The 15454-nt window shown below is 67.7% G+C and carries 17 protein-coding genes; 8 read left to right on the top strand and 9 right to left on the bottom strand.

All coding sequences use genetic code 11. The features are described from left to right. The 6 genes from AC6LJ5_RS22360 to AC6LJ5_RS22335 all read right to left on the bottom strand — a co-directional run. Window positions 1-776 (bottom strand): hypothetical protein (locus tag AC6LJ5_RS22360; RefSeq protein ID WP_498141659.1); only part of this gene is annotated, 776 nt, incomplete at its 3' end. 10 nt (window positions 777-786) lie between these two features. Beyond that, window positions 787-1287 (bottom strand): SycD/LcrH family type III secretion system chaperone, encoded by a 501-nt coding sequence (locus AC6LJ5_RS22355; protein WP_498141658.1) that lies wholly within the window; start codon window positions 1285-1287, stop codon window positions 787-789. Between the two features lie 32 nt (window positions 1288-1319). Continuing rightward, window positions 1320-1625 carry a hypothetical protein gene (locus tag AC6LJ5_RS22350; protein WP_498141657.1) on the bottom strand — a complete coding sequence of 102 codons (306 nt, stop codon included), beginning with the start codon at window positions 1623-1625 and terminating at the stop codon, window positions 1320-1322. Between the two features lies 1 nt (window position 1626). Next, window positions 1627-2205, bottom strand: a complete 579-nt coding sequence (locus AC6LJ5_RS22345) for a hypothetical protein (protein WP_498141656.1) — start codon at window positions 2203-2205, stop codon at window positions 1627-1629. 129 nt (window positions 2206-2334) lie between these two features. After that, window positions 2335-2805 (bottom strand): type III secretion system chaperone, encoded by a 471-nt coding sequence (locus tag AC6LJ5_RS22340; RefSeq protein WP_498141655.1) that lies wholly within the window; start codon window positions 2803-2805, stop codon window positions 2335-2337. Window positions 2806-2849: 44 nt separating this feature from the next. Continuing rightward, a complete protein-coding gene (locus AC6LJ5_RS22335; RefSeq protein WP_498141654.1) occupies window positions 2850-5552 on the bottom strand; it encodes an inositol phosphate phosphatase SopB in 2703 nt (900 codons plus the stop codon). A 183-nt stretch (window positions 5553-5735) separates the two neighbouring features. Between AC6LJ5_RS22335 and sctW the strand changes: the two genes are divergently transcribed. From sctW to AC6LJ5_RS22295, 8 genes are read left to right on the top strand one after another with little or no spacing between them, the layout of a single operon-like run. Next, complete coding sequence (gene sctW, locus AC6LJ5_RS22330) at window positions 5736-6875, top strand: type III secretion system gatekeeper subunit SctW (protein WP_498141653.1); 1140 nt, start codon at window positions 5736-5738, stop codon at window positions 6873-6875. After that, entirely contained in the window at window positions 6872-7240 is a 369-nt protein-coding gene (locus tag AC6LJ5_RS22325; protein ID WP_498141652.1) for a hypothetical protein, read from the top strand. The genes sctW and AC6LJ5_RS22325 overlap by 4 nt, the downstream gene beginning before the upstream one ends. Before the next feature lie 37 nt (window positions 7241-7277). Then, window positions 7278-7676, top strand: coding sequence for a type III secretion apparatus assembly protein SctX (sctX, locus tag AC6LJ5_RS22320; protein WP_498141651.1), 399 nt, complete (start codon window positions 7278-7280; stop codon window positions 7674-7676). Continuing rightward, window positions 7673-8041, top strand: a complete 369-nt coding sequence (gene sctY / locus AC6LJ5_RS22315; RefSeq protein ID WP_498141650.1) for a type III secretion apparatus assembly chaperone SctY — start codon at window positions 7673-7675, stop codon at window positions 8039-8041. Before sctX ends, sctY begins: the two co-directional genes overlap by 4 nt. Next, entirely contained in the window at window positions 8034-10127 is a 2094-nt protein-coding gene (sctV, locus tag AC6LJ5_RS22310) for a type III secretion system export apparatus subunit SctV (protein ID WP_498141649.1), read from the top strand. The genes sctY and sctV overlap by 8 nt, the downstream gene beginning before the upstream one ends. Further along, window positions 10096-11439, top strand: coding sequence for a type III secretion system inner membrane ring subunit SctD (sctD, locus tag AC6LJ5_RS22305; RefSeq protein ID WP_498141648.1), 1344 nt, complete (start codon window positions 10096-10098; stop codon window positions 11437-11439). The genes sctV and sctD overlap by 32 nt, the downstream gene beginning before the upstream one ends. Before the next feature lie 29 nt (window positions 11440-11468). After that, window positions 11469-11726 (top strand): hypothetical protein, encoded by a 258-nt coding sequence (locus AC6LJ5_RS22300; RefSeq protein ID WP_498141647.1) that lies wholly within the window; start codon window positions 11469-11471, stop codon window positions 11724-11726. Between the two features lie 40 nt (window positions 11727-11766). Further along, on the top strand, window positions 11767-12018 hold the full coding sequence (locus AC6LJ5_RS22295; RefSeq protein ID WP_498141646.1) for an EscF/YscF/HrpA family type III secretion system needle major subunit: 252 nt from the start codon (window positions 11767-11769) through the stop codon (window positions 12016-12018). A 96-nt stretch (window positions 12019-12114) separates the two neighbouring features. Here AC6LJ5_RS22295 and AC6LJ5_RS22290 read toward each other — a convergent pair whose 3' ends face one another. The 3 genes from AC6LJ5_RS22290 to AC6LJ5_RS22280 all read right to left on the bottom strand — a co-directional run bounded on the left by AC6LJ5_RS22290 (window position 12115) and on the right by AC6LJ5_RS22280 (window position 15417). Then, a complete protein-coding gene (locus tag AC6LJ5_RS22290) occupies window positions 12115-12948 on the bottom strand; it encodes a hypothetical protein (RefSeq protein WP_498141645.1) in 834 nt (277 codons plus the stop codon). A 119-nt stretch (window positions 12949-13067) separates the two neighbouring features. Next, complete coding sequence (locus tag AC6LJ5_RS22285) at window positions 13068-14054, bottom strand: hypothetical protein (protein WP_498141644.1); 987 nt, start codon at window positions 14052-14054, stop codon at window positions 13068-13070. 211 nt (window positions 14055-14265) lie between these two features. After that, window positions 14266-15417 (bottom strand): hypothetical protein, encoded by a 1152-nt coding sequence (locus tag AC6LJ5_RS22280; protein ID WP_498141643.1) that lies wholly within the window; start codon window positions 15415-15417, stop codon window positions 14266-14268. Between the last annotated feature and the right edge of the window lie 37 nt (window positions 15418-15454).

The following is a 15454-nucleotide window of genomic DNA, read 5'->3' as shown; positions in this document are numbered from 1 at the left end:
CTTTCGAAGGCCGCGCGCACGGCCTCCCATTTCATCTTCTGGGCATCGATATCGCTGGCTTCGTGTTCCTTGTCCGCCGCCGCCATCTGGCCCGCGCCCGACACGGCCTGCGCGCTGCCCGGCGCCGACGTGATGAACGCCTGGCTTCTCGAACCCAGCGTGGCCGATCGCTCACTGTGAACGGCGAATTCCGCTCTCGCCGTGGTGTATTCGGCCGACGTCTTGTCGCCGCCGGCCGTCTTCCACCGAGTCTGCGCGTCCGTCGCCATCCTGCCTTCCCGCGCGCTCTTGATGCCCAGCGCGCCGCCCGCCAAGCCCCCGCCCACCTGCAATGCGCCGCCGGCGATCGACGCCCCGGCCGACATGTAGGCGCTGGCCTGGCGCTCGTCGGCGGCGGAACAGATGTTCTTCGCCGCGCTCATCCCGGCATCGAATCCGGCTCTGGTCGCGGCGGTCGCGTTCTCGCGCCGGGTTTCCTTGTTGGACTGCTGGATCATGTAGAACAGGCGCATCACCTGATCCAGATCCGCCGCCGCCGCGTCGGGGTATTGCTCGACCAGCGAGTCCAGCAGTTCGATAACCTCGTTCTCGAGCGCCTTGCCGGCCTTGGGCGCGGGCAGTCCGCCGGCATCGGCGATCTCCTTTCCGGGCGCGGCCTGCACGGCCTCGGCCATCAGCGACGGAATCCTGCGCCTGCGCGTGGAGGGCTCGTTTTCCTCGGACGCCGGCGCCGGCCCGACCAGGTTGGCGCTCGCAGGATTAATGACGATGGGCATGAAAAGCTCCTCAGCTGCGGCCGCCCCGCAGGCGCTCGATCAATTGTTGAATATGCCCGGCGAAGGGCGCGTGCTCATCCTCGACGCATAGCGACAAGGCCAGTTCCAGCGTTTCCAGCGCCATGTCCGCGTGTCCCAGCTCGATCAGGCACTGGGCGCTGTGGAACACGGGTTGCGGATGGCCCATCATCAGGGCCGACGCGGCCATGTACTGCGTCAGGGCGTCCCGATGCCGGCCTATCATCTGTCCGGCCGCGCCCAGCGCCATCACGTAGCGCCCGTCCGTATGGTCGTTGGCCACGAGCATCGAGAACAGCTTGAAGGCCTCGGCATACTGCTGCTGGTCGTAGTGCTGGCGCCCGAGCGCGTACAGCGCCTCGTTCTCGTCATCGCCGATGCCGCGCAGCGCGCCCAGGGTGCCGCCGCCCTTGAGGTACTCGCCAAAGGCCCGGGTATTGGCCGACAGCGTCTCCCAGGTCATCGTGTCATCGTCCGCGGTGTGTAGGCTCATTGCTGATTTCCATGAATGTGGGCAAGCCTGTCTCAGATCATCTTCCTGCGCCCCGGCCTGGACGGCGCCGCCCCTGCCCGTCCCGGCATGGCGCCGCCCTGCTCCAGGCGCACCCTTACGCTTTCGACATCCTTGCGCACCTCGGCCATATCGGCATCGAACAGGGCCTGGGCATGCTGGCGCTGGCTCTCGGTAAGCAGGCCGTCCGTGGCGATGCCGCGCAGCCCGCCCGTGATGCCCAACTCGCGCAGCACGGATTCCTGATCGCTGGATTGCCGTTCGATCTGTTCCAGCAGGGCGCGCGATTCGGCCAGGATCTCTTGAGATGTCTTGTTCATGTCAGCGCATGTTGCCCACGATGCTGGACCGGCCGTCCTGCATCTTCTTGATGAAGTTGGTCATCACGTCGAAGGATTCGTTGCGCTTGTTGCTCAGCGACTGCAGGGCCATCATGTCCATCTGCTGCGTGCTGTTGAGCGAATCCAACTTGCCCTGGATGAAACTCTGCATGCCCTTGATATCGCCCAGATTGCGATCGCCTCGGAACACGGCCTTGCCCGTGATATTGGCCTGGCCATTCGGCAGTTGCCCCTCGCCGGAACTCCAGGAGGGAATCTCGGTGATTCCAGCATCCTTCAACGCCTGGTTCAGCGGCATTTCGTACTTCACCACCTTGGCTTGATCCCAATCCTTGATCGTGGCGTCGCTGTCGCCATCCTTCGGGTACTGGGCCATCGCGGTATTGATGGCCGACATCACCGCGTTCAGCTTCGCGGCCTGTTCGTTCTTCTGCTGCACCGCCTGGATCTGCGACGAAAGCTGCCTGTCCAGCAATTGCGTGCGGTTGGTCTGCACCGCCAGCAGCGCGGTTTCGATGTCGCCGGACAGCAGCGCCTGGCTGACGGAGGAAGCACTCATTACGGCAACGGCGGCAGGCATGGCATGACCTCTCTGAAAATGAAAAATGGACTCCGCTGGGTGGCTGGAAACGCCTCCTGGTTCCATCCGGAGAACGAAAATTTCGCAACGTCCCCGCTCGGCCCGGGTTCAGGCCAATCCCGCGCCGAAGGGCGCGAAATCCCGGACCACCATGCCGCCCTCGTCGTCATACAGCGCGCCGCCGTCGTTCACGGCTACCAGCCAGCGGCTCCAGTGCGCGACCGCGTCGGCGAAATCCCCCAGGGCCGTTTCCAGCCCCGCCAGGTCCAGCCCGACCAGGGGCACGGCGCGGCAGAGCAGCACATGCCCCGACGCCTCGTCCAGCGCCAGCGTCGCGCCGCCGGTCTCGCGCCAGAAGGCGTTTGCCGTCAGCAGGCGCGCGCAGACCTCCAGCAGCCGCGCGTCCTCGATCTCCTGCAGCAACGCATACAGGACGATCGCGCCCGCGCCGGCATCGTCCTGGAGATGGATGATGTGGCCGTCCATGTCCAGCGCCACATAGCCGTCCTCGTCCGCTTCCATGTCCGGTATTGCCAGGCCCGCGCCCAGCCCGGCCACCAACTCCCTGAACGTATGCATATCGCCTTCCTTTCCAAGATCACGAATCGCCGCCGCGCGGCCGCTCAAGCCTGGGCGTAGGCGCCCAGGCCCGACAGATACTGCATCGCTTTCAGGTCGACGATGCGGTCCTCCATGTGCGGCGTCTCCTTGCTGCCCCCCAGGCTCGCGTTGCGTACCTGGTTCTCCAGCTGCCCGGACTGCGCGGCGACCTGCAGATAGATGCCGCGGTCCTGCTCGTCCATGGGCCGGTCATGGCGCAGATCGCCGCCCAGGTCCCGCAGCACCAGCTTGGCCTTGAGTTCCGTGTCCAGCACGCCGCCCCGGTCCTTGTCGGACTTGCAGCCCTTGGACACGGTCGCCGCCATGTCGTCCACGCCCGCCCGCTGCAAGGCCTGGTCGGCCAGCGTCTGCAAAAAGACGATCTCCCGCCCCATCTTGGCCGAGTCGCCGTCGGCCTTTTCATAGGCGCGATCCAGGAACATGCTTCTGACCAGCCCGGTCTGTTCGCGCAGATCCGCGATAAGGTCCGTCAGGCGGTCCCGATCCTCGGGCGCCAGGTCCGGCGAATCCAGCTTTTCCGACACTCTCTCGATCGCCCTGCCGATGAAGCCACCCGGCGCGGCGCCGCGCATATCCGCGCCGCTGCTGCCCGGCGCGCCCAGGTCGCCGATCAGCTTGATCATGTTCCGCGTGTTGTGGTCCTGCACGTTGCGCCACACGCCGCCGATCATCCCCAGGAAGGGCGAGGTCGCCAGCTTGTTGATGCCGAAGGAAAAGGTGATGGCGTTGATGTCCACGCCGGCTTCGATATCGCCGCCAGCGGCGCCCGGGCCGGAGCCGCTGATGCTCAGCTTGCCCTGGCCGGCCGCCTCATCGAACGCCCGGAACTGATTGCGCGTGAAGGTCAGCTCATCAAATTTCGGATTGAGGTTCCGGATCAGCGGCAGATGGCGGATGCTGTCCGGCGTGATCAGGTTGACGCTGACGTGCGTGAGCTGCGGCGGCGTCTGCGACGGCTGCGCCATCCGCGCCATGAAGGCGGCGTTGCCGGTCACGGCGGCCTCCAGCACCTGCCGCGCGCCCTCGGCGTTGGCGGCGTGGCGCGCATCGTCATCCGGGATGTCCCACATGTCCAGCACGCCGTGGCCGACGATATGCGCCAGCCGCTCGCCGTCGGCGCCCCGCAGCTCGCTGATCTTCAGGTTGCGCACGCCGTCCGCGCCATCGGTCACCTTGGAGCTGACCATCGCGCTCTCATAGCGTCGCGCCAGGGGCGCCTGGATCCGGTTGGCCGGGGTGATGACGCTTTCATAGCTGCGGATCACGCCATTGCGGTTCAACACCATGCTGCGCGAGGTCTGCTGCCATTTCCCGGCATCGGCCAGCAGGTCGCGCTGCAGGTCCGCCAGGGCCTTCTTGGATGTGAGCTCGGCGACCTGCCGCTCGCTCAGGCCGGCGGACCTCAGGTCCTGCCGCAGCGTCTTCAGGATTTCGGCCTTGCCCGCGACAACGGGATGGGTGGAATCCTTCTTGCCCTTCGGCGCGCCGATCTGCTCGGAAAAGATGCCGCAATCGCGCAACTTTCCTTGCGCCACTTCCTGACGCGCCTGCCATTTTTCGCTCAGGCCCGCCAGTACGCCCTTGCGGGCTTCTCCGGTTAGAGCTCTCGGAATGTCCGAAGACGACGTGCCAGCGGACGGGTTAGGTTCCGCCGCGGACACGGACGCCATGATGCGCGCGCCGATGCAGGCCCATTGCAGATTGCTTTCCAGCACGGCGCGCCGTGACAGGGGATTGGTCATGGCCATGGCGACGACGCCGTCCATCTTGCGTTCCACCAGGCCCTTGAGCGCGTCCAGTTCCCTCAGCACCGCCGTCGTCAGGCTGGGTTCGGCTACCGCCTTGCCCGCGCCGATCTCCGCCTGCGCGATGCCGTCCCTGAGCGTTTCGAGCTGATCCCGGCTGGCCGACAGGGCGCCATGCAGCGCCTGCAGACCTTCCTGATGCCAGGCCGTCTTGCCCAGCAGCTCCGACGCCCGTCCCAGCGACGCCAGGACCTGCTTCACATTCTCGGGGGTCAAGGCCGCGCCGCAACCCGCTTGCCGGACGCTTGCCTCGGTCAGCATGCTGCGCGGCAGGCTTTCCAGCGGCTTGCCGGCAGTCTCGGCGAATGCGATCCCGTTGGCGCGGGCATAGGCCGCCAGGCCCGGATAGCGCTGCTGCGCCCGTTGCTCGCGCGCCGCCGCGACCTTGTCATCCGCCCGCTGGCCCAGCGCCTCCATATGGGCGTCCGACAAGCGGCCCGACCCGTACCCCGGGTCCGTGCGCACCAGCTTGGCGAGCGCCTGCCTGACCACGGGGTCCGCGATTTTCCCGCAAGCCGCCGAGAGCTTGTCCTCGTTCGCGCGCACGGCGCCCAACCGGTATTGATCCGCGATCGCCAGCGCGCGCGTGATCTGCCGCGACGTCAAGGGGCGATTCTCCTTGATGCCCGCGCCCGCCATGGCGTAGCGCGTCGACGTCTGCCCGATCGCTCGCTCGAGCGTCTGCCGCAACTGGCCGAGCACCTGCTCCGATGCCCCGCCCCCAGCCCTGCGCTCCTGCCCGCCGAAGTGGCACGCCAGCTTGTTGGCCCAGCCCTTCACGCGTTGCGCCAGCACGGATTCGCCGCGTTGCAGGCCACCGTCCCGCGACAGCGCCACGGTCCGGTCCAGATCGTAGCGACCCGTTCCTATGCCACGGAACTGTTCAATGCCCAGATTCATCGGAACTCACCTCACGCCTCGGCCGACGTGGCCGACATGGCCACAGCGCGACTGCGTAACCGCTCCGGCCTGGAAGGTTCCATGCCGGGAGCGGGAACTCGCCGGCCCCGGCCGTTACTACAGCTCCCGTATTCCGATCGCCATGCCGCGGCATGGACGGCGGCCTGTTTGACGGGATCCAATATGCCTACACTGCAAAACCAGCCCAGGATGCCAACGCCGGCGCCCGGCGTGGCCGGCGGCGCTGCCGTCGCCAAACGGGCCGACCTGGACCTCGCCCTCCCGTTGCCAGGCCAGGTGGGCCAGGTGGCGCCATCGGGCGCTTCGCCGGCCCTCGACACCGACGCCTTCAGCCTGACCGACGCGGCCGAGGAGCTGAGCCTGGGCATGGCTCACAAGGTCGAGGAAAAGCACCATACCGAGCGCAAGTTCGCGCCCGAGCGGGCGCGTCGCGTCGTCCACGCGGACGAGGTCGTGGACGCGATGCAGCAGTCGCACGAACCCGATGCGCAGGCCAAGCTGGTGGAACTGACCAAGCATCTGCTGGCCGGCCACGATGGCCCCAGGAAGCTCGTCACGCAGTCGTACCGCGACGTGACCCAGCAATACCTAGCCCTGCAGTACGCGCTGCGCCAGGGCGAGCGCCAACAGACGCCCGACAGCAAGCTGGAACGGCTGCGCACGGCCATCGCCGATCTCGAGTCGGACCATGGCCCGAGCATCCGCGCCGGCCTGAACGCCCTGCCCGCCGCCGCCGAATTCGCACGAACGGCCGAGGGCGTGGGCACGTTCCTGGACACCTACCGCGACATCGTGCTGGGCGAACCCTCGCTGTCGCAGACGCTGGCCACCAGCCTGGAGCGCTTCGGCGGCGACAACATCGAAAAGGCCATCCGGCAGCTGACCAGCGCGCTGGGCGCGGACCTGGCCGCCGTGGAGCCATCGACGCAGCTATCGCGCCTGAATGCGCTGGTATCCGACCTGTACAAGCTGGAGGTCATGATCACCGCACTGGAAAGCTGCGCCGAGATCGCCAGCGCCATGAACAGCCGGGGCTACACGGCCGTGGCCAGGGACCCCTTGCTGACGGACATCGTGGCCATCACGGACAGCCGATGGGTCGACGCCAACACCATAGAGGGGCTGGCCGCGAAACGCGCCGTGGACCCGTTGCCCGACCGGATCGACTTTCTCAAGTCCGTGCGGAACATATTCCGCCAATTTCCCGTGCATTCCTATCCCGACAAGGAAACCCGCGACGCCGTGCTGGACGCCAATCAGGCGGCGCTGGACATCAACATCGCCAAGGAGGACGAGGCATGAGCCTGGAGCTGAACCTGCTGGATTTCTCCCGCGAGCTCGGACTGCCGGACTGCCGGCTGAACCACAACGGCGAATGGCTGGCCGCGCTGGCGAACCAGCAATACCTGGGCGTGCAGGAGCGGGACGAAGCGGTGCTCGTTTTCATCCTGCACCCGCTCGGTTACGGTGGTCTGGACGTCTTCGAGCGCGCCTGCAGGCAGGCGCATCTGTTTCATCTGCGCGAAGACACCGTGCAGCTGGCGCTGCGCGAGCGCGACCATCAGCGCTGGCTGGTCGCGCTGAGCCGCATTCCGCGCGCTGAATTCTCGGGGCCGCGCGGCGCGCGGGCCTGCGCCGACCTGCGTCAGTGGCTGCAGACGCTTTGATTCCCCGCAACGCAATCTCCCGCCCACAGGAACCTTCATGGCCAATCTGTCCTTCAACAGCTCGCTCAGCCTCGACCTCGGCCTGAGCGGCATCAGCTACCAGGCGCGCGAAAGCGTCCAGGAATCGCTGCCCGCGCTGCGCGAGATCGCGCCGCTGGAAGAGGCCGCCAGGAACAATCTCGAAGTCCTGCTGGCCAAGCCCAACCTGGCTTCCTTCATCACGGCCCACCTGCGGCCGGACATCGCCGACAACGATGCGCTGACCCCGGTCCGTTTCAACAGGGGGCTGCAACGCGCCTGCGCCGATCTGGCGGGCTTGCGGCCGGCCGACAGCGAGACCGCCGCGACGGTGCAGCGCGCGCAGCGCACCCTGAGCGACGAGACCCGCCTGCGGGATCTGGTGGCCATGTACCGCAACGCGCTGCTGCAAGGATGAACGCGCCCGCCATGCTCAGCGACGAGAGCCGCGAACTCATTTCGCTGCTGGCCTTCATCTATCTGGAAAACAACCGCCCGGAGCGGGCCACGGCCCTGCTGCACGCGCTGGAGGCCGTCAAGGCCAGCGACAACCGCAACCGCTGCGCGCTGGCGCTGGCCCAGCTGCGCAGCGGCAAACCCAAGGCCGCGCTGGCCACGCTGGACGCGCTGGCCATGAAGGCGCCCCCCACGGCCGTGTTCCACCTGCTGCGCTCGGATTGCCTGCAGGCGCTGGAGCGGCACGAGGAAGCCATGGCGGCGATGCGCGCCTTCGTCGCGCTGCGCCAGCAGGCCGTCCCGGCCCGGGAGACGGATCATGCATAACCTGCTCAATCGCGGCATCGCCGCGCTGACCAGCCGCAACGACATCATCCTGGCGGTGATGATCGTGGCCATCATCTTCATGATGATCCTGCCGCTGCCGACGCTGGCGGTGGACGCGCTCATCGGCGTCAACATGACCATCTCCGCCACGCTGCTGATGGTGGCCATGTACCTGCCGTCACCGCTGGCGTTCTCGTCGTTTCCATCCGTGCTGCTGGTCACGACGCTGTTCCGGCTGGGCATCTCCATCGCCACCACGCGACTCATCCTGCTGCAAGGCGACGCCGGCCACATCATCGAGACCTTCGGCAACTTCGTGGTCGGCGGCAACCTGATCGTCGGCCTGGTGGTGTTCCTGATCCTGACCATCGTGCAGTTCGTGGTCATCACCAAGGGCGCCGAGCGCGTGGCCGAAGTCGCGGCGCGCTTCTCGCTGGACGCCATGCCCGGCAAGCAGATGTCGATCGACGCCGACCTGCGCGCGGGCACCATCGACATGGACCAGGCCCGCCAGCGCCGTTCCGTGGTCGAGAAGGAAAGCCAGCTCTACGGCGCCATGGACGGCGCGATGAAGTTCGTGAAGGGCGACGCCATCGCCGGCCTCATCATCGTGGCCGTCAACCTGCTGGGCGGTATTCTCATCGGCACGCTGCAACGCGGCATGACGGCCGGCAACGCGGTGCAGGTGTATTCGATCCTGACCATCGGCGACGGCCTGATCGCGCAGATCCCCGCGCTGTTCATCGCCATCTGCGCCGGCATCATCGTGACGCGCGTGCAGACCGGCGACGGACCGTCCAACGTCGGTCGGGACATCGGCTCCCAGGTGCTGGCGCAACCGCGCGCGCTGGTCATCGCCGCCGCCATCGCCCTGGGCATGGGTCTGATCCCCGGCATGCCGACCCTGGTTTTCGCGATACTGGCGCTGGCGGTGGGGACGGTGGGCCTGGTGCTGCTGCGCTCCACCCGCAAGGTGGTGGACGAGAAGACCGGCGTGATCACCGAGATCTCGTCCCTGGCCCCGGACGGCCAGAAGCCCGAAAAGCCCAAGACGGACGGCAGCGCCGAGTTTGCGCCCTCGGTGCCGCTCATGCTGGACGTGGCGGCCGGATTGCAGCGCAGCTTCAACGCGGAGACGCTCAACGCCGAGCTCATGAAGATCCGCCGGGCGCTGTACTTCGACCTGGGCGTGCCCTTCCCCGGCATCCAGCTGCGCTTCAACGAGACCCTGCCGGACGAGCACTACACCATCCTGCTGTCGGAGGTGCCCGTGTCGCAGGGCAGGCTGCGGCCCGGCCATGTACTGGCCCGCGACACCGAGGCGCACCTGCACGCGCTGCAGGTGCCGTTCGAGACCGACAAGAAATTCCTGCCCGACCTTTCCACCCTGTGGGTCAGCGACACCCTGGCGGACACGCTGCGGGAAGCGGGCGTGCCCACGCTGGACAGCAACCAGATCCTGGCCTGGCACCTGGCCTTCATGCTGAAGAAATACTCGTCGGATTTCATCGGCATCCAGGAAACGCGTTTCCTGCTGACCGCGATGGAAGAGCGCTTTCCGGAACTGGTCAAGGAAGCCGGCCGCATCATGCCGGTGCAGAAGATCGCCGAAATCCTGCAGCGCCTGGTGTCGGAAGACATCTCGGTGCGCAACCTGCGCGGCGTGCTGGAAGCGTTGATCGAATGGGGCCAGAAGGAAAAGGATTCCGTGCTGCTGGCCGAGTATGTGCGCATCGCGCTCAAGCGCCACATCAGCCACAAGCATTCGAGCGGGCAGAACATCCTGCCGGCCTACCTGCTGGCGCCCAATGTCGAGGAAACCCTGCGCGGCGCCATCCGCCAGACCTCGGCCGGCAGCTATCTGGCGCTGGACCCCGCCGCCGGCAAGGTGCTGCTGGAGAATATCAAGCGCACCGTGGGCGACCTGGGCAACGCGGTGCAGAAGCCGGTGCTGCTCACATCCATGGATATCCGGCGCTACCTGCGCAAGATGATCGAGCAGGACCTGTATGAGCTGCCCGTGCTCAGCTATCAGGAGCTGACCCAGGAGATCAATGTGCAGCCGCTGGCGCGGGTGGATCTGTGAACGCCGACGGCCTGGAGCTGCGCGTCCTGTCGGGCCTGCACCGCCGCGCCAGCGCGCCGATCCGGACTGCGACATCGTGCTGGCCGACGATGGCATCGCCGCGCGCGCCGCGCGGATCCACCACGACGCGACGGGCTGGACCCTGACGCCGGAGGACGGCGGCGCCCCAGAACGGCGCCAGCCGGGCGAACCCGCCCGGCTGGGCCCGGTATGGCTGACCCTGGCCGCCACGGACGCGCCTTGGATCGAGCCCCCCTCGGAGGATGAGGCGACGGTCGAAGACGAGGCCCTCCTCGATCCGGCCGGCGACGCGACGGACGCCTCCGACGCATCCGCCGGCGCCGCGTCCGGCCTCGCCGCGCAGGCGGCCGACCCGGAACCCGTCCTGCCGCCCCGGCCCGCGCGCAGGAGCCGCGAGGCGCTGTATGTCTACGCGGGCATGGTCGTGATGCTGCTGCTCTGCGTGTCCGGCATCGTCTACATCATCCAGCCCCAGCCGACCGCCCTGGCGGCCGCCGACCCGATGCGCCAGGCCATCGAGGAATCGCTGCCCGCCATCCGGCGGGTGCTTGAGCAGCAGGGCCTGGCCGAGCGCCTGACAATCGGGCGGCGTCCGGACCATTCCATCATCATCACGGGCTGGCTGCACGACGCGGCCGAGCAGGAACAGGTGGCCACGGCCATGGCCCGGGTCTGGCCCATGCCGGCGCTGCGGCTGAGCAATGAAGCCGACCTGCGCGCCACCGCCCTCAGTGTGCTGCAGGCCTACCCGATCCGTTACGACGCGCGCTACCAGGGTGACGGCGTGCTCGCCATCCAGGGCATCGCGCCGGACGCCGAGCAGCGCGCCCGCACCGGCGACATGCTGCGCGCGGCGCTGCCGGGCGTCAGGCTGGACCTGGGCGCGGTGCTGCTGGCCGACGAAGTCAGCCAGCGGCTGGCGGCCGCCGCCGCGCAGGCCGGCCTGCCCGAGCCGCAGGGGACATGGAACGGCGCGCGGCTGGAGATCACGCCGCCGGACGAGCCCGAGCAGGCCCGCCGCCTGGCGCGCGTGATCGAGGAATTCAACCCGACCCACCTGCGGGTCGCGACGCTGCTGCCCGCGACGCCCGCGGCCGCGCCGCGCCGCGCCGTCGCCACCACGGTGCCATTCGCGATACGCAGCGTCATGGGCGGCGCGCAACCCTTCGTTGTCCTGGGCGACGGCACCAAGCTGGTTCCCGGCGGCACCTACAGGCAGTACCGCCTGGTCTCGATCGACAACGGCAAGGTCACGTTCGACGGCCCCACCTACGCCGTCGTCAGCCGCTGACGCGCGCTCACTGATTCAAGAGACAGCCCATGGCCACTCCCGCGCTACGCATCACCGATCTGGAAGAACGGCTGGCCGGGCCGCAAGGGCCCGCTCTGCAGCTGACGCTGATCAAGACGCTGAAAGAAATCGAAGCGCTGTATCGGAAGCAGGCCGCCGGCGGCCCCGACCGCGCGGACTTCGTGTTGTGCGAGGCGGCCGCGACAGCCGCCGCCTGCGCGATCGCGGTGCTTGCCCGTTATCCGACAAGCGCCGATGTTCCCCCCGCGAAGACGCTTCTGCATTGAATCGCGGTTTTTCCCACCATGTCTCGACAAAGGACACAGCATGGCATCGACCAACTCCGTCAGCTACGGCTACATCAACGATACGATATCCACGGGCATCTCCGCCTTTGAATCCAAGCTGCGATCGACCATGGCATCCATGGCCGACAACACCGACGGCGCGCTCACGTCCGCTCAGATGCTGCAGATGCAGCAGCAGGTCCAGCAATGGACCATCATGGTGGAAATCCAGAGCACCATCACCAAGCAGCTGGCGGACTCTCTCAAGTCCGTGGTGCAGAAATCGGGCTGAAACCCACGCGGCGCGTCCCGGCAACGGGCGCCGCGTCGCGCGCGACCGCCAGAGTTGGAGTTGGATTTCGTGTGGGGGTATTGACGGGAAAGCACGCTAGGCAGGATTTCTCGAGGCGTCGGCCAGCAGCGCGAGCAGCAGCCGCCCCTGGCGCATGCCCGCATCCTGTGTCGCCCCAGGCGCGTCCGCGTCGGAGGGCAACGCGCGCGCCAGTTCCCCCAGGCGCTCGCGGGCGTCCGCGTCCAACCTGCCGGTCAACGCGCCAGCCAGGCGTCGCAGCGAAGTGTCCTGGGACGATGGCATGGCCAGCGTCTTCTCGATGAGCGCCGCATGCTGATCCCTCGCCCGGCGCTGCACCTGGCTCGACGCGCCATCCCAGATGCCGACCCGTTCCGCATCGCCGGCGGGCACCAGCCTGCGCAAGGGAATCTCGTCCAGCACCGCCGCCAGGCCCCGGGCGACCGACCCGGGGGTCTCCCGCGCCAACGCGCCCGCCAGCGCCAGCTCGCAGCTTCTCAACAGCGCTTCCTCGGCAACCAGATTGCCCAGCTCCCGCTCCCGGCCCAGGCGCGCGCCGTCCGTGCCGCGCCCGCGCATGTGATAGAAGTCCGCGTTGCCGCCGTCGAAGCGCCGCAAGGCCTGCAGCGTCGGCCCGTCCACGTTGCGCAGGTATGCCCGCGCGCCATCCTGGAGACGCGCCCTGGCGAGATCCGGGTCGCCGTGGCGACGCACCGCCTGGTCCAGCCGGTGGAGCCTGGCGGGAATGCGCTTCACGATGTCGTCATGCGTGCTTTTTTCCGCTTCGCGCAGCAGGTTCGCAAGGGCCTGGTCCAGCACGCGGTCGCGGCGGCGGGGAGGCTGGCTGTCGCCACGCCCCGGCAACAGGCTTGCCAGGCTCGCGGCCGCCCGATGGAAGAGGCGCGGAATCACCCGCGCGCGCGGCGGCGGCGGCAGGCGTATTCCCGGGAGCGGCCTGGGTTCCTCCCGGGCCAAGGTTGCCACACGGACGCCGCCGGACCGAGCAATCCCGCCCATCATCCGCTCCCGCGCTATTGGTCGCTGGCGGCGCGCGCCCATAACGGCTGGGTCGACGCCAGCGCCGACTCCAGCGCCTGCAGCATCGCCGTCGATCGATCGCGCCACTGCTGCGTGCCGCCCTGAACGCTCTCGTCCGGCAGGCTCGTCGTGTCGATCATGGTCCTGAACGCCTCCGATTTCGACAACACGCCGGAGTCGAGCAAATTGTGGCGCAGGTCACGCTGCTCCCTGCGGCTCATATCCTTGACGGCAAGGGTCAGGAAATCCGCATCGCTGATGTCGCCGATCTTCTTGCCCATCGCGTCGTTCAGCTTGTCCAGCGTGCCGTTCAGGAGCAGCTGCCTGGACAAGTATGTCTTGTCTTCCGTCCGGCCGCACAGCTCTTGCAACGGCTCCTTGAACAGCGTCTTCGCCAGCGCGCCGTTGACGTTCGCCTGCAAGTGCCGGGTCAGCGTCGTCATGAGCCCGTCAGCCAGCGCCGGACTACGTTCCCGCAAGGCGCCCGCCAGCATGGGGTTTTGCATCATGCCGTTGCCCAGCTCCGCGAAGACGTCGCCCAGCCCGTGCTTGGGGTTGCCCAGCTCCTGGACGTGCCGCTTCAGGACCTGGTCGAGTATCTGAATCTCGTCGCGTCCCGTCTTGCTGGACAGGGCCGAGGCGTGCTTGAGCACGGCGGCCGCCTGCTCCGCCACCTCGCCCACGCCGCGATCCTGGTCGCCGGGCCGGGTCATCAGCGCCAGCAGATTTCCGACGTCGCGGCTGAGCGCCTTGGTCTGCCGGCAGACCTGGCTTTCAGCCCGCGCCTGCGGCGACCGCGCGACGTCCCGCAGCGGGGACAGCTTGGCCTGTATCCACTTCCTGAAACCGCCTTCGATGCGCGGAGCCGGATCCTGCGCGCGGGAGAGGTACAGCGAGCCAATATTGCCCAATGGCGCATCGCCAGTCTTGTGCAATGTGTTGGATAGGGTTTTCGAAAGAATGGCGGAATCGATACGCACGGGAGCGCTCCAATGAAAGTTCGCCATGCCCGCCCGGCCAAGAAGCCGGAAGAGCATGGCGTGGTCGTTCAGGAAAGGGATTCATGCGGAGCCGTCGCGCCGCACCCTCGGGCCGGCGCGACGGCCATCAGGAAACGCGCGTCGTTCCCCGCCGGATGGTCGAAGCGACCGGCGCCCCCGGTTACTCGCGCGTCGCGGATTCACTTTCCGGCTAGGACCCGGATGAGGCTTTCGACATCGGCGTCTCGGGACTGTCGACCACGCGCTTCTTGGCGCGCCCCTTCAGCTGGGAAGGACTGAGTCCCTCGGTGCCCTTGATCTCGTCCATCAGCCCCCCATGCAGGCCGCCGAGCTTCTTCTGCTCCGGCGTGAGCGCCTTGTCCTTGGCCGCGTCCACCTTCGCCTTGTCCTTCTCGACGATCTTCTTGACGATCTCGTCCGTCTGCTCGCGCGATCTCAGCTGGGGATTGCGGATGGCGTCCAGCAGGGCGTCCTGATGGCTGGGTTTCGCGCCCGCCTCATCCGGCGGCGTGGCCTTGCGCAGCTGCGGATTGCGGATGGCATCAGCCAACACATCGCTGTGGCTTCTTTCGGTGGACGCCTGGTCCGGCCCGGAGAATGGCTCCGGTTTCGGCGCCGGCGACTTCGCGACGGGCGGCGGCGGAGGCGGAGGCGGCGGCGGAATCAGTCCTTGCGGCGGATTCGACCCACCGTCGTCGCCCACCGTGGCCGCGCCCGGCGCCTGTGCGGACACCGGCGTGGGGATGGGTATCTGTGTGGACGAGGCCGTGGACGCCGATGCCGTCGCCGATGCCGATGACGCCTCGGTCGCCTGCGCGGGGACAGGACTGTCCCCCGTGGTCCCGGCTTCGACCGGGGCGAGCATGCTCTTGAGCAGCTCGACCAGGGCGCGGGCATTGTCGGGCGGCTGGCCAACCGAAACAGGATAGGCCTGCTCCAGGTCCCGCAGGCCGTCCCGCATCGCCTCCAGATCCTTCGCATTGACCTTCGCCAGCGCGTTCTGCAACGGCCCGCGCCATTTTCCATCGACGTCGCCAGCCGGCATCCTGTCCGTCATGCGACGCAACGTCTTGTCCACGCTGGCGACGCTGGCGCCGTCGGCCATGGACGCCGTCAACTTGCCGAACAAGTGGCCGCAACGCTTCTGGGCGCGCAGCGCCTCGCCTTTCGCCCGCATATCCGCGCGCTGTTGCGACGTGCTGAACAGCACATCCTTCAGCGCGCCCAGGCGTATCCGGATCTTGTCGAGGAAGTCCGCGCGCCGGGACGGCGCGGTGCCGCCGACGGCGGCGAACTTCAGGTTCCCCAGCGTGCCCATCTCGCCGTGGGAATCCAGCTTCATGTCATGCCGGCGCAACAGCGACGCCGCGTGCAGGGTG

It is taken from the genome of Achromobacter sp. 1011791174 (genome assembly GCF_059760925.1).
Note: the sequence above shows the minus strand (reverse complement) of the source record. Positions and strands in the feature narration are given on the sequence as shown.

What these genes read in the sequence shown, in the direction of transcription:
- sctY (WP_498141650.1), top strand. Translation starts at nt 7,673, where the DNA reads ATGAACGCGCCCGCCATGCTCAGCGACGAGAGCCGCGAACTCATTTCG.
- AC6LJ5_RS22300 (WP_498141647.1), top strand. Translation starts at nt 11,469, where the DNA reads ATGGCCACTCCCGCGCTACGCATCACCGATCTGGAAGAACGGCTGGCC.
- AC6LJ5_RS22355 (WP_498141658.1), bottom strand. Translation starts at nt 1,287, where the DNA reads ATGAGCCTACACACCGCGGACGATGACACGATGACCTGGGAGACGCTG.
- sctX (WP_498141651.1), top strand. Translation starts at nt 7,278, where the DNA reads ATGGCCAATCTGTCCTTCAACAGCTCGCTCAGCCTCGACCTCGGCCTG.
- AC6LJ5_RS22280 (WP_498141643.1), bottom strand. Translation starts at nt 15,417, where the DNA reads ATGAAGCTGGATTCCCACGGCGAGATGGGCACGCTGGGGAACCTGAAG.
- AC6LJ5_RS22335 (WP_498141654.1), bottom strand. Translation starts at nt 5,552, where the DNA reads ATGAATCTGGGCATTGAACAGTTCCGTGGCATAGGAACGGGTCGCTAC.
- AC6LJ5_RS22345 (WP_498141656.1), bottom strand. Translation starts at nt 2,205, where the DNA reads ATGAGTGCTTCCTCCGTCAGCCAGGCGCTGCTGTCCGGCGACATCGAA.
- sctV (WP_498141649.1), top strand. Translation starts at nt 8,034, where the DNA reads ATGCATAACCTGCTCAATCGCGGCATCGCCGCGCTGACCAGCCGCAAC.
- AC6LJ5_RS22325 (WP_498141652.1), top strand. Translation starts at nt 6,872, where the DNA reads ATGAGCCTGGAGCTGAACCTGCTGGATTTCTCCCGCGAGCTCGGACTG.
- AC6LJ5_RS22350 (WP_498141657.1), bottom strand. Translation starts at nt 1,625, where the DNA reads ATGAACAAGACATCTCAAGAGATCCTGGCCGAATCGCGCGCCCTGCTG.
- sctD (WP_498141648.1), top strand. Translation starts at nt 10,096, where the DNA reads ATGTGCAGCCGCTGGCGCGGGTGGATCTGTGAACGCCGACGGCCTGGA.
- AC6LJ5_RS22340 (WP_498141655.1), bottom strand. Translation starts at nt 2,805, where the DNA reads ATGCATACGTTCAGGGAGTTGGTGGCCGGGCTGGGCGCGGGCCTGGCA.
- AC6LJ5_RS22295 (WP_498141646.1), top strand. Translation starts at nt 11,767, where the DNA reads ATGGCATCGACCAACTCCGTCAGCTACGGCTACATCAACGATACGATA.
- sctW (WP_498141653.1), top strand. Translation starts at nt 5,736, where the DNA reads ATGCCTACACTGCAAAACCAGCCCAGGATGCCAACGCCGGCGCCCGGC.